The organism is Acidovorax sp. T1 (assembly GCF_002176815.1).
In the GTDB taxonomy this organism is placed as follows: Bacteria; Pseudomonadota; Gammaproteobacteria; order Burkholderiales; family Burkholderiaceae_C; genus Acidovorax.
On record NZ_CP021648.1, the window covers coordinates 3,487,702 to 3,514,539 of the forward strand.

A 26,838-nucleotide genomic window follows, 5' to 3' on the forward strand; every position below is an offset into this window, starting at 1 on the left:
GAACTTGCAATCGCCCTGGCATGCCCCCACCGCCCATGCCCTCCCCTCCCAGCACGGCCCGCTCGCACAGCCCCACCGACTGGCACGCCCAGGAGCTGCTGCTGATGCGCGAGGTGATGCGCCTCATCGGTCGCAGCCTGGCGCCTGGCCTGGTGCTGCGCGAGATGCTGCACCTGATGAGCGAGCTGCTGGGCCTGAACCGGGGGCGCATCGTGCTGGTGGACGAAGCCCCTTCCGCCGTTGGTGCGCCGCGCACCGCCTCCATCCAGCACGCCTACGGCCTCACCCAGGCCGAGGTGCAGCGTGGACACTACGCCTGGGGCGAGGGCATCACAGGCCGCGTGCTGGCCACGGGGCAGCCTGCCATCGTGCAGGATATCGATGCCGAGCCCTTGTTCCTGGCACGAGCAGTGGCACGCAGCCAGCTGCCACCCGAGACGGTGGCCTTCATCGCCCTCCCCATCGAGGTCAACAACGCGCCCATCGGCGTGCTGGCCTGCCACCGCATCCGCAGCCGCCAGCGCCACCTGAACGACGACCTGGCCGTGCTGCGTGTGCTGGCCACGCTGGTGGGGCAGCTGCTGCAGCTGGAAGCCCTGGTGGCCGAGCAGACGCGGCAACTCCAGGCACGCAACGCCGTTCTGGCCAATGCGCTCAACACCAAAAGCGCGCGCTACGGGCTCATCGGCAGCTCGCCGCCGCTGCTGCAGGCATTGAGCGAACTGGAGCGCGTGTCGCAAACCCAGGCCACCGTGCTGCTGCTGGGCCAGTCGGGCACGGGCAAGGAGCTGTTCGCACGCGCCGTGCACCTGGCCAGCGGGCGGCGCGACCGGCCCTTCATCAAGGTCAACTGCTCGGCCATTCCGGACGCGCTGTTCGAATCCGAACTGTTTGGCTACGAAAAAGGCGCGTTCACCGGCGCCAGCACAGCCCGCGCGGGCTGGTTCGAGCAGGCCGACAGCGGCACCATCTTTCTCGACGAGATTGGCGAGCTGCCGCTGGCCCTGCAGTCCAAGCTGCTGCGCACGCTGCAGGAGGGCACGCTGGTACGCCTGGGCGGGCAGCGCGAGGTGAAGGTGAACGTGCGCCTGGTGGCGGCCACCAACCGCGATCTGGCGCAGGAGGTGGAGGCCGGAAACTTTCGGCAGGACCTGTACTACCGGCTCAACGTGATTCCCATCCGCCTGCCATCGCTGGCCGAGCGGCGCGAGGACATCCGTGCGCTGGCGCTGCACTTTGTTAGCCGCGCCAACCAGGCACACCAGCGCAACGTAAACCTGTCACCCGACGCACTTGCCCGGCTTGAAGAACACCCCTGGCCCGGCAACATCCGCGAGCTGGGCAACGTGATTGAACGCCTGGTGCTGCTAGCCAACGACACGCTGGTGGCGCGGGCTGAGCTGGACCGGTTTCTGCCCGCTGCCACGTCTGTGGCTTTGCCTCCCGCTGGGTTGCCCGCAGCGCCGTACGAAGCGGCAGTAACCCCGGCTCCCCCTGCAGCGCCGCTGGTGCGCGACTACCACCCGGCCCAGTCCCACAGCGCCCAAGTACTGCAGACCGCACTGGCCGAACACCACGGCAACCAGTCGCGCGCGGCGCAGAGCCTGGGGCTGACGCTCCGGCAATTCAGCTACCGGCTGCATAAAGCGGGATTGAAGTGACGCCAGACACTGTGTCGACAATTTGTAGACACAGTGTCTGGCGCGGCCTGCTCCATGCAGGCCTCCCACACATGGCAGCACGCCACTCACTATTAAATTGATAGCTCTCAGCGCATATTCCACTAGCGCTACCGGCCATTTTTATTCAAATTCCCCCATACAAAGCGCTCTGGCACGCCTGTTGCGATAAGGAGGGCAGGCATCCCGCCCACCACCGCATCGAAAGGTTTCCCATGAGCACCATTACCGCCTCCGACGCCATCCTCATCTCGCCCACCCAGCTACAGGCCCTGCAAGCCGCGGAGCCTGTGGTACTGATCGACACCCGCGACGCTGATACCTATGCCCTGGGGCACATCCCCGGCGCAGTCAATTTGCGCGAGACCTTCACCTACCTGGCCACCTCCACACCCCAGGGGCTGCAAGAACTCAAGGACACCTTTGCCGCACACCTAGGCGCCATCGGCCTGTCGGGTGCGGAAACGGCGGTGTTTTATGAAGATGCACTGAACAGCGGCTATGGCCAGTCGTGCCGGGGCTACTACCTGCTGACCTGGCTGGGCTACCCCAAGGTCAAGGTGCTCAATGGCGGCTACTCGGCCTGGAAGGCCGCAGAGCTGCCCACCTCCACCGAAGACGTGGTGCCCACACCGGCCATCTTCCCCACCGACCTGGCCACCACCGATGTGATGCTGACCAAGGAGGACGTGATCGAGGCCCTGGGCACCGACACCGTGCTGCTGGACGTGCGCGATGTGGACGAGTGGATTGGCGACAGCTCCAGCCCCTATGGCAAGGACTTTGCGCCGCGCAAGGGCCGCCTGCCGGGCGCCAAGTGGCTGGAGTGGTACCGCTTTATGAAGCCATCGGCCCAGGGCCCCGTCTTCAAGTCGCCCGACGAAGTGCGCGCTGAATGCGCCACGGCGGGCATCAGCCCTGCGGACACGGTGTATCTGTACTGTTTTAAAGGCGCGCGTGCGTCCAACACCTTCCTCGCGCTCAAGCAGGCAGGTTTTGCCGATGTGCGCATGTACTTCGGCTCGTGGAACGAATGGTCGCGCGACGACAAGCTGCCAATTGAAAGCGGGCTGCCGCTGGTCAAGTTCCCCAGAAAGCCTGCGCTGGCACTGGCAGCCTGAGCCCCGTGTGCCTTTGCAGCGGGCGTGGCCCGCTGCGATCCCTCCATTTCATTTTTCTCTGCCTCCACTCTTTTTTCTTTAAGGAATACCATGTCCACCGATCTGCTGGAACCCTCTGCCCCCGTCACCACCGTGCACACGCACCTGCGCCCCATCGACCGCGACGGGCTCATGGCCTTTGCCGACAAGGGCCGCAACAACCCTGCGAGCCGGGGCACCAACAAGGTCCACACGGTGATGGAAGGACAGTACCGCTCGCTGAGCTATGTGGGCAACCATGCGCCAGTGGTGGTGGACGAGCCTCTGCACTTGTTCGGGCAGGACACGGCACCGGCTCCTGGCGAAATCGTGCTGTCGGGCCTGGGCGGCTGCCTGGCCGTAGGCATCACGGCCGTGGCCACCTGGAAGCAGGTCAAGCTCAGCAAGATCGAGGTCTTCATGGAAGGCGACATCGGCAACCCGGCCGCCTGGGGTGCGGGTGGTGCGTTGCAGAAGACGCCACCCGAGATGGGCTTCCAGGCCATCCGCGTGAAGGTGCTGGTGGAGGGCGATGCGCCGCGCGAGGTGCTGGACGAGATCGTGCAGCACGCCAACTTCTACTCGCCCGTGGCCAACAGCATGCGCAACCCCATCCCCTTCGAGATCAGCCTGGCTGATTGAGGGCGCCCCATACCTGACCAACCGTTCCCCGCGCACCCAAGGAGCCCCATGAACCCCGCCGATCTCCCTCCTCAACTCCACCTGAACGGCGCCCTGCGGGGCGATGCGCTGCTGGCCGCCGTGCGCCAGATTGCCCAGGGCCCGCTGGCCGCGCAGGTGGAGGCGATTGACCGCACCGGCTACTACCCCTGCGCCGAGCTACAGCAGCTGGCCGCCGTGGGCGCGATGAGTGCGCACCTGGACAGCACGGCCGGCCCGGCCGACTACGGCCTGGCCATCCGCGCCATGGCCGAGGCCTCGCGCGTGTGCGGCGCCACCGGCTTCATGATGTGGTGCCAGGCGGTGTGCGGGCTGTACCTGCAGCAGTCGGGCAACCCCGCGCTGGTGGGCGATGTGCTGCAGCGCCACGCCAGCGGCGCAGGCATGGGCGGCACGGCGCTGTCGAACCCCATGAAGAGCTACGCGCAAATCGAAAGCCTGTTGCTCAAAGCCACGCCCGTGGAGGGTGGCTACCTCATCAACGGCACCCTGCCCTGGGTGAGCAACCTGGGTCCTGACCACTACTGCGGTGCGATTGCGGCGGTGGTGGAGGCGGATGGCGCGGCCAGCCAGCGCGAGGTGATGTTCCTGCTGCGCTGCAATGCCCCTGGCGTGGAGATGCGCGAATGCCCCAGCTTCTCGGCCATGGAAGGCACGGGCACCTATGCGTTGCGGCTCAAGGACCATTTCATCAGCACGGCCGACATCATGGCCGCCCCCACCCGCCCCTTCATCGCGCGCATCCGTGCTGCGTTTGTGATGCTGCAATGCGGCATGGCCGTTGGCATCACCCAGGGCGCCATCGACTCGATGTGGGCGGTGGAAGCCCAGTTGGGCCACGTCAACCAATTCCTGGAAGACCGGCCCGATGCGCTGCAGACCGAGCTGGACGCGCTGACCGCACGCGTCATGCAACTGGCTCAAACCCCTTTCGACACCAACACTGACTTCTTCATCGACGTGCTGGACGCCCGCGCCCATGGCGCGGAGCTGTGCCTGCGCGCTGCCCAGTCGGCCCTGATGCACCAGGGCGCGCGCGGCTACCTCATGAGCTCGGACGTGCAGCGGCGCGTGCGCGAATCACACTTTGTGGCCATCGTCACGCCCGCCATCAAGCACCTGCGCAAAGAAATTGCCCGGCTCAGCACCGAGGAGATGCCCGCATGACCCCCTCTACCACCACGCCACTGGCTACTTCCAAGTTTGAATTGAGCGCAGCGTCACTGGCGCTGTGCGAAGCGTTCGCCGATACAGCCGCTGTGGCCGATGGAGCTGCTACAGCGCCCTGGAAAAGCTACATCTGCAACGCCTGCGGCTACATCTACAACGAAGTCGACGGCGACCCCGATGGCGGCCTGCCACCCGGCACGCGGCTGGCAGACATTCCCGACGACTGGGCCTGCCCGCTGTGCGGTGTGACCAAGGCGGACTTTTCGCCGTATGAAGCACCCACCCTGGAAGCGCTGCGTGCGCTGGCCAGCGCGGCGCCACCCACCATCCGCCTGCGTGGCGAACCGGGTGTGGTCATCGTCGGCGCGGGTCGCGCCGGCTGGCAACTGGCCGAAACCCTGCGCCTGTACAGCGCCACGCTGCCCATCACCATGGTCACCGCATGTGCGGGCGACCGGTACGACAAGCCCTTGCTATCGGTCGCCATGGCGCGCCAACTGGACCCGCAGGCGCTGGTGTCCGAAACCGGACGCGATGCGGCGCAGCGCCTGGGCATCACATTGCTGGCCCACACCCATGCGGTGCGCATCTGTGCCGATACGCAACAGCTGCGCACTACCCGGGGCGCACTGCACTACGGCCACCTTGTGCTGGCCCATGGTGCGCAAGCGGCCCTGCCCCCTGGACTGTCACCCCAGATGTGCTGGCGCATCAACCACCTGGACGCCTACCAGCGCCTGCGCCAGCAGCTGGGCGACCAGCCCAAGGACGTGCTCATCATTGGCGCGGGCCTGGTAGGCAGCGAGCTGGCCAACGACCTGGCCCTGGGCGGCCACCGCATCACGCTGCTGGACACAGCCGCAGAACCGCTGGCGCGCTGGCAGAGCCAGCAAGCGGGGCCTCAGCTGCTTGACGCCTGGAAGGACCTTTCCATCCGCTTTGAGGGCGGCCTACAAGTGCAGCAGGTGGAACGCATAGGCTCTCAATACCGCGTCAGCACCACCAGCGGGTCACGATTTGCTGCCGACGAAGTGGTGGTAGCCGCAGGCCTGCTGCCCCACCATCGCCTGGCGCAGAGTGCAGGACTCGATTGGGCCAATGGCATTGCGGTGAACGCAGAAACCCTGCAAACCAGCGTGCCCCGCATCCATGCGCTGGGCGATTGCATCAGCATCGACGGGCAATGCAGCCGATTCATCGAACCGATTGCCCGCCAGGCGCGCACATTGGCTGCTGCTGTGCTGGGCCAAGATGCCAGCCCTTATGAACACCGGGCTGCAGTGGTGCGAGTGAAGACCACCACCCGGCCGCTGACGCTTCATTGAAAAAGGGACTCCGTTCCCAAGTGCCGGGCGCGAAATTTTTTTGCGCCCGGCTGGCTTTCAAAACGGCATTGTGGTGAGTGCTCATGGCAGCAGCACGAGATGCGGCTGTCTTTTCAACCCACCGGCACAGACAAAACGCCATGAACATCACCCCGTCCACCGTTTCCGGCCTGATCCCCTGGCCAGCACGATTGCCACCGCCATATTGCTCGACCAGCTGCTGCTCGATGAGGTTTTGAAGGGCTGCGTGGCCCCGCGACCGCATGCACCACGGCCAACAAGGTCAAGCGCCAGATCGTGAAGCACCAGGTCAATTGCATCTTTAGGAAGGCTGCGTAAGCGCCTGTTCAAAGGCCTTGCAGCTGTAACCCGCCTGGTAACAGCTGGATGCGCCCCTGCCGGGCAACCCGGCAGGGGCTATGGCGACACACTCGCACCGCCCAAACCAGTAACCGCCGCACTGGCGGTGCCCCCTCGGGGGAAGGCGCAAAGCGCCTCAAGGGGTCGATCAATACGATTTATACGGCAGGAATTTGCCAGACAGCACCACATTCACGCGATCACCGCTGGGGTTGGCTTCCCGCTGGATGTCCATGCTGAAGTCGATGGCGCTCATGATGCCGTCGCCAAACTCCTCGTGAATCAATTCCTTGATGGTGGTGCCGTACACGCTCACCACTTCGTACCAGCGGTAGATCAGCGGGTCGGTGGGCACGGGCGTGGGCAGCGAGCCCTTGTAGGGCACCACTTGCAGCCACTTCTGCTCCTCGACGGTAAGGCCAAATATCTTGCCCAAGATTTTTGCCTGCTCGGGCGTGGCCGTCATCTGGCCCAGACACAAGGCCGTGGTCCATTCCTTGGACTGGCCGACCTTCTTGGCAATGGCGTCCCATTGCAGGCCCTTGGCGACCTTGGTGCCAATGATCTTTTCGGTAACGTCGTTGCGGTTCATGGTGATGGCTCCTTGAAAAAGAGTGGGTTAAAAGGGAGACGTATTTCGGCCGGGCTTTGGATGCAGTGGCTGAAACTGGCGCTACCCAGGCCAGGGCCGCCGTGCAAGGGCCGCCCCGCCGCACTGGCGGCGTCCCCCTGAAAGGGAAAAGGCGCGATGTGACTCGGGGGTGTTTCACGCTTTCGCTCGCGTCACCAGAAAGTCCACGATGTGGTTGCGCAGCGCGTAATAGCCATCCAGGTGGTGCAGACTGGTACGCGTGCGTTCACGCGGCAGTGGGTTGACGACCACCTCGGCGATGCCACCGGGGCGGTAGCCGTCGGGCGTCTCGTTGCCGTTGCTCATGAGCAAGATGCGGTCGGCCAACAGGATGGCTTCGTCCACATCGTGGGTGATCATGAATACCGTCTGCTGGGTCTGACGCACGATGGTCATCAGCTCATCCTGGATGGTGCCCCGCGTAAGCGCATCGAGCGCGCCGAATGGCTCATCGAGCAGCAGCATCTTGGGCTGGATGGAGAAAGCGCGCGCAATGCCTACGCGCTGTTTCATACCACCCGACAGCTGCGAGGGCTTCTTATCTATCGCTGGCAACAGGCCCACCAGCGCCACGAACTTCTCCACATGCGCGTCGACCTGGCTCTTCTTCCAGTCGGGCCAGCGCGACTTGACGGCGAAGGCGATGTTCTGACGCACGGTGAGCCAGGGCATGAGCGCATGGCTCTGGAATACCACGCCCCGGTCCAGGCTGGGGCCGGCCACTTCGCGACCGTCCATGATGACGGTGCCCGAGGTGGCAGTGTCGAGCCCCGCCAGCACATTCAGGATGGTGGTCTTGCCGCAGCCCGAGTGGCCAATGATGCATACGAACTCGCCCTTGTCGAGCGTGAACGACACGTCGGCAAACACCGGTTTGGCGGGCACAAAGGCCTTGCTGAGTCGGTCGATCTGGAGGAAGCCTTGGGTCACGGCATAGGCCTTTCGTTGCAGGGCATTGGAGCTGGAAACAGCGGGACGCTGGGCGACATCACTCCACATAGGTCACCACCTTCTGCAGTTGGCCAAACGCCAGGTCGAGCAACATGCCCACCACACCGATCACCAGGATGGCGAAAATCACATTGGTAAGCGACAGGTTGTTCCACTCGTTCCACACGAAGTAGCCAATCCCCGTGCCGCCTACCAGCATCTCGGCGGCCACGATCACAAGCCACGCAATGCCCATGCTGATGCGCATGCCCGTGAGGATGGTGGGCGCTGCGGCGGGCAAGATCACCAGAAAGGCCTTGCGCAGCGGGTTGACCTGCAGCGTGGCCGACACATTGAGCCACTCGCGCTTGACCGATGCCACACCAAACGCTGTGTTCACCAGCATGGGCCACACCGAGCAGATGAAGATCACGAAGATGCCCGAGATGGATGAGTCCTTGATGGTGTAGAGCGCGAGCGGCATCCACGCCAGCGGGCTGATGGGCTTGAGCACCTGGATGAACGGGTCGAACGCGCGCCGCAGCAGCGGCGACATGCCTATGACGAAGCCCAGCGGTATCGCCACCAAGCAGGCCAGGCCGAACCCTAGCGCCACGCGGCCCAGCGAATGCGCGAGCTGGATGGCGATGCCCTTGTCGTTGGGGCCGTTGTCATAGAACGGGTTGGACACATGCCCCCACACGGTACGGCCCATCTCTGCCAGTGATGGGAAGCCGCTGCCCTTGGCGCTGGCGCCTGGGTCCTTGCCCATCATCTTGGCGTACTCGATCTGCTCGGCGGTCATGCCTGCCGTGCTGGTGCCCGCGCCCGAAGAAGCGGTGGCGATGTACCAGATGCCCAGCAGAGCCAGGAAAATGAGCACGGACAACAGGCCCGCGCGCAGGTTGAGGTTCTTGGCGGGAGTCATGTCATGCCGCCTTGCGGATAGGGAAGCTCTTTGCGTACTCGCTCGCCTTGGCGGCATCGAACTCGCGCCCCATGATCTTGAACTTGGGGTATGCGCCTTCGGGCGCCTTCTGGTCCAGCGCCTTCATCTGTTTTTTCGCATCGGTGATGAGGAACACCTTTTCGGCGATCTGCTTGTAGTCCACATCGCCCTTGATGTAGCCCCAGCGCTTCATCTGCGTGAGCATCCACACGGCCATGCTCTGCCACGGCATGGGGTCAAAGTCCACGCGGTCGGGCACGCTCTGGATCTTGCCCAGGCCGTCGGCGAACTTTCCGGTGAGCACCTGGTTGAGCACTGCCTCGGGCTGGTTCAGGTACGCCTGGGGCGCAATCACCTTGGCGATGAGCTCGCGGTTGGCCGGGTCGCGCGCCATGGCGGCCGAGGTGAGCACCGCGCGGTAGAGCGCGGCAAATGTGTTGGGGTTCTTCTGGATGAACTCGGTGCTGGTGCCAAAGGCACAGCAAGGGTGGCCGTTCCACAGGTCCTTGGTCAACAGATGAATGAAGCCGACCTCCTCGAACACAGCGCGCTGGTTAAAGGGGTCCGGGCCCAGGAAGCCGTCGATGTTGCCCGCGCGCAGGTTGGCCACCATTTCGGCCGGCGGCACCACGCGCAGCTGCACGTCGGTGTCGGGGTGCAGGCCCGCTTCTGCCAGGTAGTAGCGCAGCAGGAAGTTGTGCATGCTGTACTCGAAGGGAATCGCGAACTTGAAGCCCTTCCAGTTCTTGGGGTCACGGTTGTTCTTGTGCTTCAGGCTCAGCGTGATGGCCTGGCCGTTCACGTTCTGGATGGTGGCCACGTTCATGGGCGTGGCGTTGGAACCCAGGCCCATGGAGATGGCCAGCGGCATGGGGCTCAGGAAGTGCGTGGCGTCGTACTCCTTGTTGATCATCTTGTCTCGGATCAGCGCCCAGCCGGCCGTCTTGGTGACTTCGACATTCAAGCCCTGCTTGCTGTAGAAGCCCAGCGGGTGGGCCATGATGAGCGGCGTGGCGCAGGTGATCGGAATGAAGCCGATCTTGAGGTTGGTCTTCTCCAGTGCGCCCTGTTTCTCTTGCGCCATGGCCTGCATGCTGGCCACGGGCAGCACGCTGGCGATGGCCGCCATGGCAGTGCCCTTGCCCACCGCCTTGATGAAGCGGCGGCGCACTGCGTCTTGCGGAAACAGCGCCTTGACAAGGGTGGCTTCGATGAACTCGTTGCTGTAGAGCTCGAACTCGCGGGTCTCGCTGCGCTGGCGCAGGGTAGCTGCGGCGGCATCGGCCGACACCTCGGCGTGGTGGTCTGCCACCGTGTGGTCGCGGCCACAGCTGCATTTCAGCATCAACGGGCGGTCGGCATCGTAGGGCGAGAAGAATTCGGACATGGCACACCTCGAAGAAGTTGGTGCCAGGCGTTACGCAAAGCGCGGGCCAGTTTTTGCCGGTGCCGGCCCTCTGTCATGAATTCGTGGGTGTGGTGTCTACAGCGTGTAGGGCCAGCACTACAAATCGGTCACGCAACGCACCGGATTCACTCTGTCGGCGCGCCACGCGCCAGCAGCGCCAGCTCCACGTCGTTGCGCGCGCCGGTCTTTTCGAGGATGCGGGCGCGATAGGTGCTCACCGTGTTGGGCGCGAGCTTGAGCTGCGCACCAATTTCGCTCACGCTCTGCCCGGCAGTGAGCAGGCGGAACACCTGGTGCTCCCGGTAGGAGAGCGCATCCACCCCAGCGGGCGCGCCCTGCTGGACTGTGCGCACCACCCCGGTGCGTTCCACCGCGCCCGCCAGAGCTTGCGCCGTGGCCTCGGTCAGATAGCGCTCGCCCGCCGCCACCTTGCGCACAGCGGCCACCATGTCGTCGGGGTCGGCGCTTTTGTGCAGGTAGCCCGCCGCGCCCATCTGGATGCAGCGCACCGCGTATTGCCGCTCGGGGTAGGTGCTGAGCATCAGCACCGGCAGCGCGGGCCACGTCTTGCGCAGCTCCTGCAGCACTTCGAGGCCATCCATGCCCGGCATGGCAATGTCCAGCAGCACCAGGTCCAGCCCCGATGCGCCCGTCACCCCCTCCAGTGCCGAGACCTGCTCCAGCACCTCGCTGCCCTGGGTGGCTTCGGCCACCACGGCGATCTCGGGTGCACCGTTGGAGGGGTCGCCCAGTACCTGCTTTAGCCCCTCCCGCACGATGCGGTGGTCATCCCCGATCAATACACGAACCACGGAATTCACGACAGCTCCAGAGGAATCAGCAATTGCAGGCACAAGCCCTGCCCCGGCTCGCTGGTGATGCTCAGCTGGCCACCCAGCTGCCGCGCGCGCTCGCGCATGCCCATCACCCCATAAGCGGTGGGCGCCTCCAGGGCCTGGCGGGTAGCGCCTACCCCGTTATCGCGCACGCGCAGTTGCAGCATCTCGTCCTGCACATCAATGGCAATGTCGATGGCGCTGGCCTGCGCGTGGCGGCCCACATTGCTCAGCATCTCCTGGAAGATGCGAAACACCGCGATCGCCGCAGGCTCAGGCAGGAGCAAGGTGGCAGGCACCTCCATCTGCCACTCCAGTTCCAGCTCGGCCGACTGCACAAACTCCTGCGCCTGCCACTCCAGCGCGGCCCACAAGCCCTGATGGTCCAGGATGCTGGGGCGCAGGTCGGTAATGATGCGGCCCACGTTGTCCACGGCGCTTTCGATCAGGCGGCTCATGTTCTGGCACTTGCAGCGCATCTGGGTGCGCATGTCGCCCGCCGCCTCGGGCGTGCGCTCACCCTGCTCGCCCAGGCGCTTGTGCAGCCAGTTCACATCCATCTTCAGAGCCACCAGCAAGCTACCCAGTTCATCATGCACTTCGCGGGCAATACGGGTGCGCTCGTCCTCCCGCACTTGCTCCGAGTAGGCCGACAGCTCGCGCAGCTGCGCCAGCGCCTGCGACAGCTCTTGAGTTCGGGTAGCCACGCGGCGCTCCAGCTCGTCGTTGGCGCGGGCCAGTTCATCGTGCGCACGCTGTAGTTCGTCGGCAGCACGCTTGCGGCTGGTGATGTCGACAAAAGCGATCACGGCGCCCTGCACCTGGTTGCCTTCCAAAATAGGGTGGCTCGAATACTCCACAGCAAACGCCGAGCCATCGCGGCGCCAGAACACCTCGGTATCCACCCGGCAGGGCAGGCCTTGGCGAAACGCGTTGAAGATGGGGCAGTCGCAATCTGGGTAGGGACTGCCGTCAGGATGGCTGTGGTGGGTGAGCGCGTGCATATTGCGCCCCATCACCTCATCGGCCGCAAAGTCCAGCATCTGCGCACCCGCCCGATTGATGAACACGCAGTTTCCCGCCAGGTCGATGCCAAACACCCCCTCGCCCGTGGACTCCAGCAACAGCCCCAGTCGGTTTTGCCAGAGGGCACTGGCACCGGCGGGCAGGTTCAGGACATGGGTGGACATGGGCAATGCCCAAGCAATGGCCGTGCCCAGCTGGCTGGGCAACAGCGTATCGGGAGCTGTGCGCCCGTCCGCCAACATCGCACAATAAGCGCATGTCCACCACCGTCCCATCCGCCTCGGCCACTGCCGGCCCGCCCCCTCCCTCGGTATGGCGCGCGCCCAGCCTGTCTGTGCGCTGGTGGCCCGTGTTTTTGCGCAACCTGCTGGTGTGGCGCAAGCTGGCCATTCCCAGCCTGGTGGGCAATATCGCCGAGCCGCTGATGTGGCTGGTGGCCTTTGGCTACGGCATGGGCGCGCTGGTGGGGCAGATCCATGTGGGCGGGCAGGCGGTGCCCTACATCCTGTTCCTGGCCAGCGGCTCAATCTGCATGAGCGCCATGAACGCGGCGAGCTTTGAGGCGCTGTACTCGGCGTTTTCGCGCATGCATGTGCAAAAAACCTGGGACGGCATCATGAACGCCCCCATCAGCCTGGACGATGTGGTGCTGGCCGAAATGCTGTGGGCCGCATTCAAAGCGCTGTTCACCGTGACCGCCATTTTGGGCGTGATGCTGGCGCTGGGCATCAGCCACAGCCCCAAGCTGCTGGTGGCCTGGCCGGTGCTGCTGTTCGTGGGCCTCATGTTTTCCAGCATTGCGCTCATCTTCAACGCGCTGGCCAAGGGCTACGATTTTTTCACCTACTACTTCACGCTGGTGCTCACGCCCATGATGTTCTTGTCGGGCGTGTTCTTTCCGCGCGAGCAGTTGCCGCCCATCGTGCGCGCCATCTCCGACTGGCTGCCGCTGACCAATGCGGTCGAACTGGTGCGGCCGCTGTTCATGGACGAGTGGCCCGCCCACCCATGGCGGCATGGCCTGGTGCTGGTGGTCACCACCGTGGTGGCTTTCTGGGTGGCCCTGGCGCTTACGCGGCGGCGCTTTCGCGGCTGAGACGGACAGCGGCCGTCCACACCGGGTTTTGCATAAAAACAGGCTCCAGCCCAATCAGGACAAGCGCAAATAGCTATATTTTTAAAAGCAAAACACCTCTTGCAGTGACGGTGCACGACACCCCCCGGAGCGCAGCCGCCGGGCTAGCCGGGCCATTGCGCCCGCAGCATCCGCGCCGACACGATGCCGCGTTTGCCGTTCTCCAGACTGACGTCATAGGAAATCTCCGGCCCCCGGGGCCGTTGACCCTCCGGACCTGATTCACGCGCGCCCGAACCCATTCACGGCCGTATCGGGCCTGGACGATCTGGCCCACCGCAAACTCTGGGGCAGGCAGGTTCCGGGCAACCTGCGGCGCCGCAGGCGCGCTTTTCGCGCCTTGGCCCTTGCCCGGACACAACAGCTCCCACTGCTGCGAAATGCCCAGACCACCGCTGGCATTATCCCGCCCGACAATCCTGCCCGCGGCATCGCGCCATTTGCTGCGCCCTGCACCAATGTCGCGGTTGTCCCAGACGCCTGCCAGGCGGTAGGTTTTGCCGTCAATCGGCGTGATGCGGCCGGCCGGGCAATTGGCTGTGGCCCGATAGACCTTGTTCAGGTCTTCAGCCGCAAGCTGCTGCTTCACACAGTTTTTGTCACCAGGCTGCCAGTTGGCACACCAGCCCTGCACCTCGGCGCTCGTGATCCGCGCCTCGGCCACTGCGTTGGCGGTGCCGATGCCCGACTTTGAAAAGACCGTCGGGTTGACGCACTTGCTGCAAAGCGCCAGCCAATCGGCCTGCGCGCTCGCGGTGGTTGCGCCGCCGCACATCGCCAAACCCGCGAGCAACGCCATGGCGGCGTCCCTGGTACGCATCATCATGGGTCTGAACATCGCCGCCTCCATGCAGAGAGTGAGTTCGTCTGATCGACTGTGCACCGTTTGGCACGCGTCAATTGTAGGGAAATGACGGCATCGTGGGATGCCCCGCGAGCGCAGGGCTCAAGGCTTACACCGTTATTGCCCGATGTTTGATGGCATGAAGGCGGCGCAACAAGCTGGCATTGCGGACGGACACGACCGGTGGCTTTTCAACGCCAGGCGCTGACCTCTCGGCCGTCCCAAACGGTTGAGGCAGGCTTGAACACCTTCATGGGTTCCCGCCCAGCACGCCTTGGCGTGTCCTTCTTTATGCTGCTGCGCGGAGCAAATCCACCGCCTTTTCGGCAATCATGACAACCGGCGCGTTGGTGTTGCCGCTGACGATGCGCGGCATGATGGACGCATCCACCACCCGCAATCCCTGCATGCCATGCACACGCAGCTGGGCATCCACCACGTCCAGCGTCCCCGGCCCCATGCGGCAGGTGCCCACGGGGTGGTAGATGGTGTCGGCGTATTGGCGGATGAACTGCTCGATCTGCGCATCGGTCTGGGCATGGGCGGATGCGGCCTGCTCCCTGGCGCCAAACTGGGCCAGCGCCGGCTGACTCAGGATAGTGCGCATCCGCCTGACGCCCCGCACCATGCGGACCATGTCGTCGGGATCGCGCAAAAACTGCGGATCCACCAGCGGCAGTTGCAGGGGGTCGTTGCTGGCCAGCGATACGGTGCCGCGGCTGCGCGGCTGCAGCAGGCAGACATGCGAGGAATAGCCATGGCCCAGCACGGTCTTGCGGCCATGGTCCAAGAGCTTGCCGATCACGAAATGCAGCTGCAGATCGGGCGCCGGTTCGGATGGATCGCTCTTGATGAAGCCCCCCGCCTCGGCGAAATTGGTGGTGAGCATGCCGGTGCGGGCGCGGCGCCACTCCCGCATGCCGCGCGCCACGTTCACCATGCCCCGCGGCGACAGTCCGAACAGATCGGTCACCCCCGGTGCATCCATCACCTGCACCACATCCGGGTGGTCGTGCAGATGCTCGCCCACGCCGGACAATTCGTGCTGCACCGCAATGCCGTGGCGCTGCAGTTGCGCCCCCGGGCCAATGCCCGACAGCATGAGCAGTTGCGGTGACAGCAGCGCTCCAGCGCTCAGCAGCACCTCGCGCGCGGCCCTGAGCTGGTGCAGCTGGCCGCCCTGGCTGTATTCCACACCCACGGCCCGCCGCCCTTGCAACAGCACCCGCGTGGCATGCGCCTGGGTAATGACCTGCAGGTTGGGGCGGCCCAGGTGCGGGGTGAGATAGCCCTTGGCCACACTATGGCGCTCGCCATTCTTGTGCGTGACCTGGTAAATGCCCACGCCTTCTTGCGTGGCGCCATTGAAATCGGTGTTGTGCGGAAAACCTGCCTGCACCGCCGCCTCGGTGAACAGCTGGCTGAAGCGGTTGGGGGCGCGCAGGTCGGCCACATTCAGGGGGCCGCCCTGGCCATGCCATTCATCCCGCAGGCGCTCGTTGTGCTCGGCGCGCAGGAAATAGGGCCTGACATCGTTCCATGCCCAGCCGGGGTTGCCCTGCGCGGCCCAATGGTCGTAATCGGCATGCTGCCCGCGCACATACACCATGGCGTTGATGGAACTGGAGCCGCCCAGCACCTTGCCACGCGGCTGGTAGCCCTGGCGGCCATTGAGCCCTGGCTGCGGCGTGGTGTTCTGCCCCCAGCCGTTGAGCTCGAACTTGGCCATCACGGCCAGCCCGGCCGGGCAATGGATGAAAACACTTTGGTCGGCGGGCCCCGCCTCCAGCAGGCACACGCGTACGGAGGGATCCTCGGTCAGCCGCCCCGCCAGCACCGAGCCGGCCGATCCCCCACCAATCACGATGTAGTCGAACATGTCGCCCTTGTCTCTTCCGCCATGCGATGCAGCGGTGTGCAGGCACGATAACCGACCGGACATGCGATCCCTTTACCATGTCGGTTACTTTTTCCACTTCCAAGAGAGCTCTCACTATGACGATTCAAACCGTTGGCATCATTGGCGCTGGCACCATGGGCAATGGCATTGCGCAGGCGTGCGCCGTGTCAGGCATCCACGTGGTGATGGTGGACATCTCCGACGCCGCAGTGCAAAAGGGCCTGGCCACGGTGGCCGGCAGCCTGGACCGCTTGATCAAGAAGGAAAAAATCACGGCCGCCGACAAGGAAACGGCGCTGGCGCGCATCAAGACGTCCACCAGCTACGACGACCTCAAGGCCGCCCAGCTCGTCATCGAAGCCGCCACCGAGAACTATGAACTCAAGCTCAAGATCCTCAAGCAGGTTGACGGCATCGTCGGCCCCGACGTGATCATTGCGTCGAACACCTCGTCCATCTCCATCACCAAGCTGGCCGCCGCTACCAGCCGCGCCGACAAGTTCATCGGCATGCACTTCTTCAACCCCGTGCCGATGATGGCGCTGGTGGAAATCATCCGTGGCCTGCAAACCAGCGACGCCACGCACGACGCCGTGAAGGCCATGGCGCTCGCGCTGGGCAAGAGCCCCATCACCGTGAAGAACGCCCCGGGCTTTGTGGTCAACCGCATCCTGGTGCCCATGATCAACGAGGCCTTCTTTGTGCTGGCCGACGGCCTGGCCACCGCCGAGGACATCGACGCGGGCATGAAGCTGGGCTGCAACCAGCCCATCGGCCCGCTGGCCCTGGCCGACATGGTGGGCCTGGACGTGTGCCTGGCCGTGATGGACGTGTACCTGGCCGAGTTTGGCGACAGCAAATACCGCGCTTGCCCGCTGCTGCGCGAAATGGTGGCCGCCGGCCGCCTGGGCCGCAAGACTGGCCGTGGCGTTTACAGCTACTGAGCACGGCGGCAACGCCACGTACAACACGAGGCGCCCGAGGGCGCCTTTTTTGATGGCGTGGCCAGACGCAAAAACCCCCTACCCCAAAAGGTTTCTCTCAATTAAATTTTGCACAATTTAATTGTCGACAATAATTCAACCCATGCCACGCAAACCTTCGCCCCTTTCGCCCAGCCCCGCAGCCCTGCAACTGGACAACCAGGTGTGCTTTGCGCTGTATTCCGCCTCGCTGGCGATGACCAAGCTATACAAGCCGCTGCTCGATGCCATTGGCCTGACCTATCCGCAATACCTGGTGATGCTGGTGCTGTGGGAGGGCGATGGCATCACGGTGAGCGCCCTGGGCGAACGCCTTTATCTGGATTCAGGCACGCTCACCCCGCTGCTCAAGCGGCTCGAAACATCGGGGCTGATTGCCCGCCTGCGCGACGCCGAGGACGAGCGGCGCGTGCGCATCAGCCTGACGCCCGTGGGGCAGTCGCTGCGCGATGCCGCCGAACGCATTCCGCCTTGCGTGCTGCAAAGCAGCCAGTGCACGCTGCCCGAACTGGCGGCACTCACCGGCCAGCTCAAGACACTGCGCGACCGGCTCAACGCGCCCTGACGCTATCCAACCGTTTGCTTTCCACCACCGTCCCGCGCTGCGGGCATCACCTCCAAAGGAAGACACCATGGCCTCGCTCGAAAAAGTTCTCTACACCGCCCACGCCCATACCACTGGTGGCCGCGACGGCGCCTCGCGCACCGATGATGGCCGCCTGGACGTCAAACTGTCTTCGCCCGGCACGGCCGGCACCGGAACCAACCCCGAACAGTTGTTTGCCGCCGGCTATTCGGCCTGCTTCATCGGCGCCATGAAGGCCGTGGCCGGCATGCAAAAAATCACCCTGCCGCAGGACCTGGCCATTGACGCCAGCGTGGACCTGGGCAAGGTCGGTGCGGGTTACGGCATTGCCGTGCGCCTGGCCATCAGCCTGCCCGGCATGGATCGCGCAGCAGCGCAAGCCCTGGTGGATGCAGCCCACCAGGTCTGCCCCTACTCGAACGCCACGCGTGGCAACATCGACGTGACGCTCACGCTGGTCTGAAGCACCGGCAGAGCCGACAGGGTGCGGGCCCTGCCGGCCCTTCTAGCGACGAACCGACGAATCCATCGCGCGGATTCACGGGCCGGCTTCACCAGGGTCTGGGCTAGGATGGCGTCATCCAGGAGACATTGATGAAGCTGGCGCTGCTGTCAGACATCCATTCCAATCGCCAGGCACTCGACGCCTGCATGGCCCACGCCCGCGCGCAAGGCGCGCAGCGCTTTGCCTGGCTGGGCGATCTGGTGGGCTATGGCGCCGACCCGGGCTATGTGGTGCAGCAGGCCATGGCGCTGGTGGCAGACGGCCACTGCGTGATTGGCGGCAACCATGACGCCCTGGCCGTACACCCGCCCCAACCGGGCGACAAGGCCGCCAGCAGCGTGGCCGCACACGGGGCCGGCTGGACCCACGCGCAGCTCACGCCCAACGAGCGCGACTTTCTCGCGGCACGCCCCCTGGTCGCCGAAGTGGGCGGCGTCTTGCTGGTGCATGCCAGCGCCGACGCGCCCGAGCGCTGGCGCTATGTCGACAACGCGGCCGTGGCGCAGCAATGCCTGGATGCCGCCACCCAGCGCCCCGGCATCCGCCATGTGTTTTGCGGCCATGTGCATCAGCAAACGCTGTACTACCGGGGCACCGGGCGCGGGCTCATGCGCTTTGCGCCGCAGCCGGGCGTGGCCATTCCGGTGGCGCCACGCCGGCAATGGGTGGCCACCATCGGATCGGTGGGCCAGCCGCGCGACGGCGACCCGCGTGCCATGTATGCCCTGCTCGACACCGATGCCTGGTTGCTGCGCTTTGAACGCGTGCCCTACGACCATGCCGCCGCTGCCGCCGCCATCCGCGCCACCGGCGCCATGCCCGACTACTTTGCCCAGCGCCTGGAGGTGGGCCGATGAAGCTGCTCGAACCGGGCACCGAGGTGGACGGCTTCACCGTGCTCGAATGCATCCATGCAGGCGGCATGGCCCATATCTACCGCGTGGAATACGCCGTGGGCCCGCCCAACCCCGGGTTTCCGCTGGCCATGAAGATCCCGCGCATGACGGCGGGCGATGGCGCCGAGAACATCGTCAGTTTCGAGGTCGAGCTGCAGATCCTGCCCACGCTCACCGGGCCCCATGTGCCGCGCTTTGTCGCCGCGGGCGACCTGGAGCGCATCCCCTACCTGGTCATGGAATATTGCAGCGGCCACACCCTGCAGCACTGGCTGGATGCCGCCGAGCGCCCCGACGTTGCCACAATAGCCCGCCTGGGCGCCGCCATGGGGCGTGCCGCGCACAGCCTGCACCAGCAAAACGTCTGCCACCTCGACCTCAAACCCGGCAACGTGCTGTTCACCCACGACGACCATGCCGTGCTGCTCGACTTTGGCCTGTCGTGCCATGCGCACTACCCCGACCTGTTGGCCGAGGAGTTGCGCCGCGCCGTGGGCTCGCCGGCCTGGATCGCCCCAGAGCAGGTGGTGGGCGTGCGCGGCGATCCGCGCAGCGACATTTTTGCCATTGGCGTCATGCTGTATGAGCTGGCCACGGGCGAGTTGCCCTTTGGCGCGCCCACCACACAGGGCGGCCTGCGCCAACGCCTGTGGATGTCGCCCGCGCCGCCGCGCCAGCACCGCCCCGACCTGCCCGAGTGGCTGCAAGAGACCATCCTGCGCTGCCTGGAACCCGAGGCCGCCAAGCGCCACCCGTCGGCCGCTCACCTGGCCTTTGACCTGGCCAACCCCGAACAGGTGCAGATCACCGCACGCGGCCAGCGCATGCGTGGCCCGCGCCTGCGCACCCACTTCAAGCGCTGGATCAAGGCCGCCGGCATGCACTACCGGCCCAGCCCGCTGCCCACGCGCCAGATCGAAGAGGTGCCCATCGTCATGGTGGCCGTGCCGCACGACGACGTGACCGACGCCACCATGTACTCGCTGCGCCAGGCCGTGGGGCGCTCGCTGGGCATCCGCCCGGGGGCGCGGCTGGCCTGCGTCACCGTGATCTCGCCCTCGGCCAGCAGCAGCACCGACAGCGAACGCAGCGAAACCGCGCTGCACCGCCAGCACCGCGCACGGCTCAGGCAATGGGCCGAACCGCTCGACCTGGCGGGCCACAGCGTGAGCTACCACGTGCTCGAATCAGGCGACGTGGCGCAAGCGCTGGTGCGCTACGCCGAGGGCAACCAGGTCAGCATGATGATCCTGGGGGCTGCCACGCACGGCCTGCAAACGCAGCGCTTCATCGCCACCGTGCCCATGCGCGTGGCGCGCGACGCGCCTTGCACCGTCATCCTCGTCAAGCAGGCGCTGCCGTTTGCCCAGCTGGCGCGCGAATACAGCGAATAAGCCAAGGCACCGGGCAGCACGCCCGCGCAGCCCCCGAGGCGCACAGTGGCGTTCCACAGGCTCCAAGGCGGCACCCTGGCATTCCCGGGGGTGCCTGACTTCGTAGCGGGTCACGCAATACCGCGGGCCGCCAGGGGCGGTTGATGCGAAATTTGGCACCGCGCCCCGCGCCGTGCCGCGTCGGCGTCGGGCGCGCCCCGCTGGCGGGAGACAATGGGCCGATGAACATTTCCCCCGAAGCGCCTGGCCTGCACCCCTTTTCCACCCTGACGCCCGATGTGGTGCTGGACGCACTGGCCAGCGTGGGGCTGCACGGTGACGGGCGGCTGATGGCGCTGTCGTCCTATGAAAACCGCGTCTACCAGGTCACACTGGAAGACGGCGAGCGTGTGGTGGCCAAGTTTTACCGCCCCGGCCGGTGGACTGAAGCACAGATCCTGGAAGAACACGCATTTGCCGCCGAACTCATGGGCGCCGAGGTGCCCGCCGTAGGCCCCCTGGTGCTGGGCGGCCGCACACTGCACCCCCACGGCGGTTTCCAGTTTTCGGTGAGCCCCTGGCGCGGCGGCCGGCAGCCCGAACTGGACGACTTCGAGGTGCTCGAATGGATAGGCCGCTTTCTGGCGCGCATCCACACCGTGGGCGCGGCGCGCCCGTTCACGCACCGCCCCGCACTCGATTGGCAAAGCTTTGGCGCAGAGCCACGCGACTGGCTTCTGCAGCACGAACTGATCCCGCTCGACATGCAATCGGCCTGGCGCGACGCCTGCAAGATTGCTCTTGATTTGATAGCTAATAGCGCTTACCACACAAGCGCTACAGGCCAATTTCTCTTGAAAGACGCCACCCTGCTGCGCCTGCACGGCGACTGCCACCCCGGCAACATCCTGTGGACGCCGCTCGACGAATGGAGGCGCGGCGGCCCGCACTTTGTGGACCTGGACGACGCCCGCATGGGCCCGGCCGTGCAGGACCTGTGGATGCTGCTGTCGGGCGACCGGCGCCAGCGCACCCACCAGCTCGGCGCCCTGCTCGACGGCTACGAACAGTTCCGCACGTTCGACCGGCGCGAGCTGGCCCTCATTGAGCCGCTGCGCACCCTGCGCCTGATCCACTACAGCGCCTGGCTGGCCCGCCGCTGGCAAGACCCGATCTTCCCCATCAACTTCCCGTGGTTCGGCACCAGCGACTACTGGCGCGGCCAGGTGGACATGCTGCACGAGCAGATCGAGGCGATGCAGGAAGAGCCGCTGGTGGGGTGAGGGTTGGGTGGCGGGACGCGGCCAGGAGCGGGCTCACTAGGCAGCAGCGCCAAAGGCGGCTTCAGGCTGATCTCCGACACTCGAACCTAACGCCTGAAAGTTCGCGTGTTGCGCAACTGGTCATTGGCCGAGCAGGGTCTCAAGCGACCGCTTTGTTGCTCAGACCGGTCACTCTATTGATGCGAGCCGGGCAAGGTAGCAGGAGCAACTGATCACACCAAGGATGAATTGGTTCTCCCGACCCGCTGCGGTCGGTGTTGATGTAGGCAACGATCCCAGAAAACCGTCCGAGAAACCGGGGGAATCCCACCCCGGATACTTGGCGGCACGGCTTATCGGAACCATTGCGAAGAGCATCCGCAGTTGGCCCGCGGGTCCGAAACACGTAGCCAAGGTCTTCTCAAAGAATTAGATCGGCCAGAACCATAGAACGTCCAAAAGCATTCTCTGGTGTGGTGACCTCATGGCTGCACCGAGCAGTGCGAAGCTGCCACATGAGCCGCTCAGTGCGATGCCTCGTAGTGTGCAAGCGGCTCATTACCATTTAACGCAACGAGCAAATTTTCAGCAGCCTGCAACTCGATGGCTCGGCGAACCTTCTTCACCGCCGAACCAATGTGGGGTGTGAAAACCGTGGAGGGGTGTTGCAAGAGTTCCGGATGAATCTGGCGAGGGCGATCTGCAAGCAGCCAGTCCTCCATCTCATAGACATCGGCGGCGTATGCACCCAGGCGCTCGTCCTTGAGCGCCCGTGCCACGGCAGCCTCGTCCACAACCGAGCCTCGCCCAATGTTGACCAGGATCTGCCCCCGCCGAACACCTTCAAGCATGGTGTCATTGACGAGGTGACGCGTTACGTCCAGCAGCGGAACGGCCAGAATGACATAGTCGGATTGCGACAGGGCCTCACCCAGGCTCACCATGGTCAGGCGTTCGTCATCACCATGCGGGTCCACGCCCAGCAGTTGAGCGCACCCGAAGCCACAGAGACGGTCCACAATGGCCCGCCCAACGGCGCCAAGTCCGACGACCGCCACGATCGAGCCGTGCAACCCCATTCCGTACAGCTGGGGACGCCATCCTGCGTAGCTCTTGCGAACACTGACGTCACCTGCCAGCACATGGCGCGCGGCGGCGATGGCCAGCCCAATGGCGAGTTCTGCCGTGGGTTCTGTGAGCAGGTCAGGAACGAAGCTCACGCTGACACCGGCTTGCGCACATGCCTTGAGGTCAAAGTTGTCATACCCCTTCAGGGCGCAAGCGATGGTCTTGAGCCTGGGAGCGTGCAACAGGGTTCGCTGATCTACCCGGTCAGGCATGAAAGCCATCATTGCGTCGGCATCCTTCAGATGACGGTGGAGCTCGGCCTCGCTCCACGGCTCAGGACCGGGATTCATCACCACTTCACCAACCTGCATAAGACGCGCCAGTACCTCTTCATGAATGGGCTGCGTCACCACAATTTTCGGCATCATTACCTTCCTCTCTCTTTCTATTTCAGATGTTTGCGAAGCGCCGACCCAATGCCGTCGACCACGAGCACGCATATGAGGATGGACAGCAAAATGGCGGAGACTTCGTCGTACTTGGTCAGGCGCAGAGCCGCCATGAGTTCAAAGCCAATGCCGCCCGCACCCACGATGCCCATCACTGCCGATGCGCGAAAGTGATATTCCCATCGGTAGATGGTGATGTCCGCCAACTGGGGCAAAACCTGCGGTAACACAGCATGGGTGATGACCTGAAACCGGCTTGCGCCCGCGGCCTTAGCGGCCTCCAGAGGTTTCGGGTCCACGTGCTCTATGGCTTCGGCGTAGAACTTGGCCACCATGCCCGTGGAATGCAGGGCCAACGCCAGCACACCAGGCAATGCCCCAAAGCCCACGGCCGCGACGAACAGAATGCCCAGGATGATTTCAGGCACAGACCGAAATGCAGCCAAGATGGTTCTGACGATTCGCCCAACCACCGCATTCGGCGCGGTGTTGGGCGCCGCCACCAGGGCCAGCGGCAACGACGCCAGAACGGTCAGCGCCGTGCCTGCGATCGACATGGCTAAGGTGTCACGCAATGGAATGACCCAGTGCTCCCAGCGCTCGAAATTCGGCGGCACCATCTCAGAGGCCAACTGCTGAATGGCAGGAGCCCCTTCGATGAAACGCTGCGCGTCAAAGAAACCGGTGACAAACAATGCCAGCGTGCAAACGAGCAGGACTACGCAGGCTGCGCCCAGCCGTCTGAGTCGCCGCTGTCCGTCAATGGCAATGATGGATTCCAAGGCTACCGATGTCATTTCATGCGTCCCAGATCAAGCTTGAGAATCTGTGCTGTGTCGCGAATAATGTCGTAGGCCTTGTCATCGGTCGCGGCAAAGGCCTCGATACGGAATGATTTGAGAATCTCGGCGTCCTTCATCTGAAGAAAGGCGGCTCGGATGGCTTCCTTGAGCTCCGGCGTGAGATTACCTTGCATCGCAATGGGATAGTTCGGAATGGGTGCCGACAGTTCAAGTTGCACAATCTTGTTGGCATCCACCATGCCCTTTGCGATGAGGTTGTCCAGAATGGTTTTTGACAGAGCGCCGGCGGGAACCTGCCCTGCCTGAACAGCTCGGGCCACGGCATCGTGCGTGCCCAGGTGAACGGGGCGGTAGTCAGTCTCGCCGTTCAGTTGGTGGTTTTTAAGCAAGTGCGCGCGCGGTACAAGGTGACCGGACGTCGAAGCCTGATCGCCAAAGCCAAAAGGCTTTCCACGAACGTCAGCCAGGGTCTTGACCGGGCCGCCTGCCGTGGCGATGAGAACCGACTGGTAGGTCGGCGAGCCGCGCTCCACGCCAACGGCAAATGGCTCAATGTTGGGCGCCTTGGACTTGGCAAGCACGTAAGAGAACGGTCCAAAGTAGGCGACCTCGATGCGGCCGAAGCGCATGGCTTCAATCATCGACGAGTAGTCCGTGGTCACCATGACCTCGATTTCCTTCTTCAGGGTCTGCTCCAGATACCGCTTCAGAGGCTGTGCGTTCTGAATGATGGTGGCGGCGTTTTCGTCCGGCAACAGTGCAACGCGAAGCTTGGAAGGATTTTTGCCCTCGGCATGGGCGCCAAGTGGCAACAGGGCGGCCAAAGTGACGGCAGCGATAAATTGGAAACGGCGACGATTCAGCACGGTAAAAACTCCTTGGATTGAGAGGGGGAATCAAATTGACTGCCCATGTTGGCAGGTGACGACTTCGCGTACAGGGCAGACTGGGCTTCTTCCGTCAACTGCGCTGCTGTCCCGTCGAACACCACCTGGCCCTGGCGAAGGCCCACAATGCGGTCGGCGAACATGCGCGCGAGGTTGACTTGATGCAGACTCACGATGGCCGTGAGTCGGTCTTTCTTGCAGATGTCGTGAAGCAGGGTCAACACACTCTGCGCGGTCGCCGGGTCGAGGCTGGCCACCGGCTCATCGGCCAGCAGCAGGCGGGGCTTTTGCACCAAGGCACGCGCAATGCCAATGCGTTGTTGTTGCCCACCAGACAAGGTGTCTGCCCGTGCTAGGGCTTTCTCAAGCAGGCCTACGCGGTCAATGGCCGCCAGCGCCTCCAGCTTGTCAGCCTTGCTCCAAGGCCACAACGACGCCAGAGATCCGCGGGTGGCGAGCTTGCCCATCAACACATTGGCCAGCACGCTTTGCCGCCCGATCAGGTGGTGCTGCTGGAACACCATGCCGCAGTGGCGCCGATGCTCAAGAAGGTTGCGTTTTGAGACGGTGCCGCCCGGCAGATCGGCCACCGACACCTCTCCGTCTGTGGGGCTAACCAAGCCATTGATGCTGCGCAGCAGCGTTGACTTTCCCGCGCCCGACGCGCCCAGCAGCACAAGGAACCCGCCATGCTGTACCTCCAGCGAGGTGGGCGCAAGCGCTGTGTGACCATCGGCATAGGTCACCGTGATACCCCGCAAGCTCAGATGGCTCTCGCGAATTGCAGTTTTCATAGCTCGGTTTCATTTGTTGTGGTGCGCTAGACGCACACCAGGACTCAAGTGGTCAGAGGTATCTCTCGGGAAAGAGGAGGTTCTGGAAGAAACAGCTTCAGTGGAAGCACAGCTCAAGTCTGGGTGACCAAGGTGTCATGAATATGAAACTTTCATCCCTAAAAATGAGGGCACCCATAGATCACATCAATGTCTGGACTCAGCCTCCTCGCAGCCTTGAAGGCCTTTGACGCAACGGCCCGAGCCGGCAGCATGACCGCTGCCGCGAGAGTGCTCGCTATTCAACAACCGACTGTTTCTTCACACATACAGCGCCTGGAGGTCGACTTCGGCGTGGAGCTTTTTCATCGGCGCGGGCGGCGGCTTGAACTCACGTCCTTTGGACGCACTCTGTTGGACTACACCCGGCGTACCTTCAGTGGCGAGGAAGATGCGCACGCACTGCTCGCTGCTGCGAAAAATCAATACGTAGGGCGACTGGTCATCCATGCCATCGGGCCGCACAACGTGCTGCCCGTGTTGAAGCTGTTCATGAAACAGTTCCCCCAGGTCAACGTGGCTGTTGGCGTAGGCGACTCGCGAACCATCACCGAAAAGATTCTTGACTACCAGGGAGACGTGGGCATGGTGCTCAATCACGTCGCTCACCCAGATCTATTTGGCGCGGCTTACCGTACCCAGCGATTGGTGATATTCGGCAACACCCAACACCCACTCGCGCAACGGGCCACTCTCAAACTGCGTGATCTGCAGGGTCAGAGGTTCGTCATCCGAGAGGAAGGATCGACGACCAGACGCGTGTTTGAACAAGAACTAAAGGAGCGAGGCGTCGAGGTGCAGGTGGCTCTGGAGATGGGCAGCCGCGAGTCCGTTCGAGAGGCGGTGGCGGAGGGGCTGGGCCTAGGCGTCGTGGCGGAAACAGCCTACAGGCCGGATCCTCGCCTTGTTAAGTTAACTATTTCAGACACCAGCATGGCGACACAGGTGCACTTCATCTGTAGAAAGGAGCGGCATCAAGCTCCTCTGATCTCGACCTTCCTGGGTTTGGCGCATAGCGTAAGTCAGAAAATTGCCTAGGTATGGAACTTGGATTCCATGCAGCCGTGGGGCATGGGACCGAGGGGCAACTGTTCGCCTGTAGGCCGACTTAAGTTAAGGGTTGTAGGACGCCCGTAATCGCGCGGCGATCCCATCTTGACTGCGGGGCGCGGTCGTGTAT

25 protein-coding genes are annotated in these 26,838 nt (G+C 64.1%); 13 read left to right on the plus strand and 12 right to left on the minus strand.

Features of this window, described 5'->3' with window-relative positions; all coding sequences use genetic code 11:
• Positions 1–35 precede the first annotated feature (35 nt).
• The 5 genes from CCX87_RS16240 to CCX87_RS16260 all read left to right on the plus strand — a co-directional run bounded on the left by CCX87_RS16240 (position 36) and on the right by CCX87_RS16260 (position 5,994).
• Positions 36–1,661 (plus strand): sigma-54 interaction domain-containing protein, encoded by a 1,626-nt coding sequence (locus tag CCX87_RS16240; RefSeq protein WP_232476423.1) that lies wholly within the window; start codon positions 36–38, stop codon positions 1,659–1,661.
• A gap of 233 nt (positions 1,662–1,894) precedes the next feature.
• A complete protein-coding gene (locus tag CCX87_RS16245) occupies positions 1,895–2,800 on the plus strand; it encodes a sulfurtransferase (RefSeq protein ID WP_087747736.1) in 906 nt (301 codons plus the stop codon).
• A 90-nt stretch (positions 2,801–2,890) separates the two neighbouring features.
• Positions 2,891–3,460 carry an OsmC family protein gene (locus CCX87_RS16250; protein WP_008905298.1) on the plus strand — a complete coding sequence of 190 codons (570 nt, stop codon included), beginning with the start codon at positions 2,891–2,893 and terminating at the stop codon, positions 3,458–3,460.
• Positions 3,461–3,508: 48 nt separating this feature from the next.
• Positions 3,509–4,666: an acyl-CoA dehydrogenase family protein gene (locus CCX87_RS16255; RefSeq protein WP_087747737.1), complete on the plus strand. Its 1,158-nt coding sequence runs from the start codon at positions 3,509–3,511 to the stop codon at positions 4,664–4,666.
• The gene (locus tag CCX87_RS16260) at positions 4,663–5,994 is read left to right on the plus strand and encodes an FAD-dependent oxidoreductase (protein ID WP_087747738.1); all 1,332 of its coding nucleotides are present in this window, start codon (positions 4,663–4,665) and stop codon (positions 5,992–5,994) included. The genes CCX87_RS16255 and CCX87_RS16260 overlap by 4 nt, the downstream gene beginning before the upstream one ends.
• 508 nt (positions 5,995–6,502) lie before the next feature.
• Here the strand turns inward: CCX87_RS16260 and cynS are convergent.
• The 6 genes from cynS to CCX87_RS16290 all read right to left on the minus strand — a co-directional run bounded on the left by cynS (position 6,503) and on the right by CCX87_RS16290 (position 12,298).
• Positions 6,503–6,946, minus strand: coding sequence for a cyanase (gene cynS / locus CCX87_RS16265; protein WP_087747739.1), 444 nt, complete (start codon positions 6,944–6,946; stop codon positions 6,503–6,505).
• 174 nt (positions 6,947–7,120) lie between these two features.
• Positions 7,121–7,984, minus strand: a complete 864-nt coding sequence (locus CCX87_RS16270) for an ABC transporter ATP-binding protein (protein ID WP_087747740.1) — start codon at positions 7,982–7,984, stop codon at positions 7,121–7,123.
• On the minus strand, positions 7,974–8,843 hold the full coding sequence (ntrB, locus tag CCX87_RS16275) for a nitrate ABC transporter permease (RefSeq protein WP_087747741.1): 870 nt from the start codon (positions 8,841–8,843) through the stop codon (positions 7,974–7,976). Before ntrB ends, CCX87_RS16270 begins: the two co-directional genes overlap by 11 nt.
• A gap of 1 nt (position 8,844) precedes the next feature.
• Entirely contained in the window at positions 8,845–10,251 is a 1,407-nt protein-coding gene (locus tag CCX87_RS16280; RefSeq protein WP_087747742.1) for a CmpA/NrtA family ABC transporter substrate-binding protein, read from the minus strand.
• A gap of 146 nt (positions 10,252–10,397) precedes the next feature.
• On the minus strand, positions 10,398–11,093 hold the full coding sequence (locus CCX87_RS16285) for a response regulator (protein WP_087747743.1): 696 nt from the start codon (positions 11,091–11,093) through the stop codon (positions 10,398–10,400).
• Complete coding sequence (locus CCX87_RS16290) at positions 11,090–12,298, minus strand: sensor histidine kinase (RefSeq protein ID WP_087748423.1); 1,209 nt, start codon at positions 12,296–12,298, stop codon at positions 11,090–11,092. The genes CCX87_RS16285 and CCX87_RS16290 overlap by 4 nt, the downstream gene beginning before the upstream one ends.
• A 92-nt stretch (positions 12,299–12,390) precedes the next feature.
• On the opposite strand from CCX87_RS16290, the gene CCX87_RS16295 reads away from it, so the two are divergent.
• Positions 12,391–13,230, plus strand: coding sequence for an ABC transporter permease (locus CCX87_RS16295; protein ID WP_087747744.1), 840 nt, complete (start codon positions 12,391–12,393; stop codon positions 13,228–13,230).
• A gap of 73 nt (positions 13,231–13,303) precedes the next feature.
• Here CCX87_RS16295 and CCX87_RS16300 read toward each other — a convergent pair whose 3' ends face one another.
• Together CCX87_RS16300 and CCX87_RS16305 are read right to left on the minus strand one after the other, a co-directional pair.
• Positions 13,304–14,068, minus strand: coding sequence for a hypothetical protein (locus CCX87_RS16300; RefSeq protein WP_143218319.1), 765 nt, complete (start codon positions 14,066–14,068; stop codon positions 13,304–13,306).
• 334 nt (positions 14,069–14,402) lie between these two features.
• Complete coding sequence (locus CCX87_RS16305) at positions 14,403–15,992, minus strand: GMC family oxidoreductase (protein ID WP_087747746.1); 1,590 nt, start codon at positions 15,990–15,992, stop codon at positions 14,403–14,405.
• A 116-nt stretch (positions 15,993–16,108) separates the two neighbouring features.
• Between CCX87_RS16305 and CCX87_RS16310 the strand changes: the two genes are divergently transcribed.
• The 6 genes from CCX87_RS16310 to CCX87_RS16335 all read left to right on the plus strand — a co-directional run bounded on the left by CCX87_RS16310 (position 16,109) and on the right by CCX87_RS16335 (position 21,639).
• On the plus strand, positions 16,109–16,957 hold the full coding sequence (locus CCX87_RS16310) for a 3-hydroxybutyryl-CoA dehydrogenase (RefSeq protein WP_087747747.1): 849 nt from the start codon (positions 16,109–16,111) through the stop codon (positions 16,955–16,957).
• A gap of 142 nt (positions 16,958–17,099) precedes the next feature.
• The gene (locus tag CCX87_RS16315) at positions 17,100–17,561 is read left to right on the plus strand and encodes a MarR family winged helix-turn-helix transcriptional regulator (protein WP_087747748.1); all 462 of its coding nucleotides are present in this window, start codon (positions 17,100–17,102) and stop codon (positions 17,559–17,561) included.
• A gap of 67 nt (positions 17,562–17,628) precedes the next feature.
• The gene (locus tag CCX87_RS16320; protein WP_087747749.1) at positions 17,629–18,045 is read left to right on the plus strand and encodes an organic hydroperoxide resistance protein; all 417 of its coding nucleotides are present in this window, start codon (positions 17,629–17,631) and stop codon (positions 18,043–18,045) included.
• Positions 18,046–18,176: 131 nt separating this feature from the next.
• Positions 18,177–18,944 carry a metallophosphoesterase family protein gene (locus CCX87_RS16325; protein WP_087747750.1) on the plus strand — a complete coding sequence of 256 codons (768 nt, stop codon included), beginning with the start codon at positions 18,177–18,179 and terminating at the stop codon, positions 18,942–18,944.
• Positions 18,941–20,377 carry a serine/threonine protein kinase gene (locus tag CCX87_RS16330; RefSeq protein ID WP_087747751.1) on the plus strand — a complete coding sequence of 479 codons (1,437 nt, stop codon included), beginning with the start codon at positions 18,941–18,943 and terminating at the stop codon, positions 20,375–20,377. Before CCX87_RS16325 ends, CCX87_RS16330 begins: the two co-directional genes overlap by 4 nt.
• Before the next feature lie 221 nt (positions 20,378–20,598).
• Positions 20,599–21,639 carry a serine/threonine protein kinase gene (locus CCX87_RS16335; RefSeq protein ID WP_087747752.1) on the plus strand — a complete coding sequence of 347 codons (1,041 nt, stop codon included), beginning with the start codon at positions 20,599–20,601 and terminating at the stop codon, positions 21,637–21,639.
• 503 nt (positions 21,640–22,142) lie between these two features.
• Here CCX87_RS16335 and CCX87_RS16340 read toward each other — a convergent pair.
• The 4 genes from CCX87_RS16340 to phnC are packed head-to-tail and all read right to left on the minus strand — an operon-like array spanning position 22,143 to position 25,619.
• A complete protein-coding gene (locus CCX87_RS16340; protein ID WP_232476424.1) occupies positions 22,143–23,111 on the minus strand; it encodes a phosphonate dehydrogenase in 969 nt (322 codons plus the stop codon).
• A 20-nt stretch (positions 23,112–23,131) separates the two neighbouring features.
• Positions 23,132–23,932 (minus strand): phosphonate ABC transporter, permease protein PhnE, encoded by an 801-nt coding sequence (phnE, locus tag CCX87_RS16345; protein ID WP_066698153.1) that lies wholly within the window; start codon positions 23,930–23,932, stop codon positions 23,132–23,134.
• Complete coding sequence (gene phnD, locus CCX87_RS16350; RefSeq protein ID WP_082763075.1) at positions 23,929–24,804, minus strand: phosphate/phosphite/phosphonate ABC transporter substrate-binding protein; 876 nt, start codon at positions 24,802–24,804, stop codon at positions 23,929–23,931. The genes phnE and phnD overlap by 4 nt, the downstream gene beginning before the upstream one ends.
• On the minus strand, positions 24,798–25,619 hold the full coding sequence (gene phnC / locus CCX87_RS16355; RefSeq protein WP_035242057.1) for a phosphonate ABC transporter ATP-binding protein: 822 nt from the start codon (positions 25,617–25,619) through the stop codon (positions 24,798–24,800). Before phnC ends, phnD begins: the two co-directional genes overlap by 7 nt.
• 189 nt (positions 25,620–25,808) lie before the next feature.
• Between phnC and CCX87_RS16360 the strand changes: the two genes are divergently transcribed.
• Positions 25,809–26,696, plus strand: a complete 888-nt coding sequence (locus CCX87_RS16360) for a LysR substrate-binding domain-containing protein (RefSeq protein ID WP_015913025.1) — start codon at positions 25,809–25,811, stop codon at positions 26,694–26,696.
• Positions 26,697–26,838: the final 142 nt, after the last annotated feature.

Coding starts and splice junctions, on each gene's coding strand:
- CCX87_RS16240 (WP_232476423.1), top strand. CDS start 36: ATGCCCTCCCCTCCCAGCACGGCCCGCTCGCACAGCCCCACCGACTGG.
- CCX87_RS16245 (WP_087747736.1), top strand. CDS start 1,895: ATGAGCACCATTACCGCCTCCGACGCCATCCTCATCTCGCCCACCCAG.
- CCX87_RS16250 (WP_008905298.1), top strand. CDS start 2,891: ATGTCCACCGATCTGCTGGAACCCTCTGCCCCCGTCACCACCGTGCAC.
- CCX87_RS16255 (WP_087747737.1), top strand. CDS start 3,509: ATGAACCCCGCCGATCTCCCTCCTCAACTCCACCTGAACGGCGCCCTG.
- CCX87_RS16260 (WP_087747738.1), top strand. CDS start 4,663: ATGACCCCCTCTACCACCACGCCACTGGCTACTTCCAAGTTTGAATTG.
- cynS (WP_087747739.1), bottom strand. CDS start 6,946: ATGAACCGCAACGACGTTACCGAAAAGATCATTGGCACCAAGGTCGCC.
- CCX87_RS16270 (WP_087747740.1), bottom strand. CDS start 7,984: ATGTGGAGTGATGTCGCCCAGCGTCCCGCTGTTTCCAGCTCCAATGCC.
- ntrB (WP_087747741.1), bottom strand. CDS start 8,843: ATGACTCCCGCCAAGAACCTCAACCTGCGCGCGGGCCTGTTGTCCGTG.
- CCX87_RS16280 (WP_087747742.1), bottom strand. CDS start 10,251: ATGTCCGAATTCTTCTCGCCCTACGATGCCGACCGCCCGTTGATGCTG.
- CCX87_RS16290 (WP_087748423.1), bottom strand. CDS start 12,298: ATGTCCACCCATGTCCTGAACCTGCCCGCCGGTGCCAGTGCCCTCTGG.
- CCX87_RS16295 (WP_087747744.1), top strand. CDS start 12,391: ATGTCCACCACCGTCCCATCCGCCTCGGCCACTGCCGGCCCGCCCCCT.
- CCX87_RS16300 (WP_143218319.1), bottom strand. CDS start 14,068: ATGGCGTTGCTCGCGGGTTTGGCGATGTGCGGCGGCGCAACCACCGCG.
- CCX87_RS16305 (WP_087747746.1), bottom strand. CDS start 15,992: ATGTTCGACTACATCGTGATTGGTGGGGGATCGGCCGGCTCGGTGCTG.
- CCX87_RS16310 (WP_087747747.1), top strand. CDS start 16,109: ATGACGATTCAAACCGTTGGCATCATTGGCGCTGGCACCATGGGCAAT.
- CCX87_RS16315 (WP_087747748.1), top strand. CDS start 17,100: ATGCCACGCAAACCTTCGCCCCTTTCGCCCAGCCCCGCAGCCCTGCAA.
- CCX87_RS16320 (WP_087747749.1), top strand. CDS start 17,629: ATGGCCTCGCTCGAAAAAGTTCTCTACACCGCCCACGCCCATACCACT.
- CCX87_RS16325 (WP_087747750.1), top strand. CDS start 18,177: ATGAAGCTGGCGCTGCTGTCAGACATCCATTCCAATCGCCAGGCACTC.
- CCX87_RS16330 (WP_087747751.1), top strand. CDS start 18,941: ATGAAGCTGCTCGAACCGGGCACCGAGGTGGACGGCTTCACCGTGCTC.
- CCX87_RS16335 (WP_087747752.1), top strand. CDS start 20,599: ATGAACATTTCCCCCGAAGCGCCTGGCCTGCACCCCTTTTCCACCCTG.
- CCX87_RS16340 (WP_232476424.1), bottom strand. CDS start 23,111: ATGCCGAAAATTGTGGTGACGCAGCCCATTCATGAAGAGGTACTGGCG.
- phnE (WP_066698153.1), bottom strand. CDS start 23,932: ATGACATCGGTAGCCTTGGAATCCATCATTGCCATTGACGGACAGCGG.
- phnC (WP_035242057.1), bottom strand. CDS start 25,619: ATGAAAACTGCAATTCGCGAGAGCCATCTGAGCTTGCGGGGTATCACG.
- CCX87_RS16360 (WP_015913025.1), top strand. CDS start 25,809: ATGTCTGGACTCAGCCTCCTCGCAGCCTTGAAGGCCTTTGACGCAACG.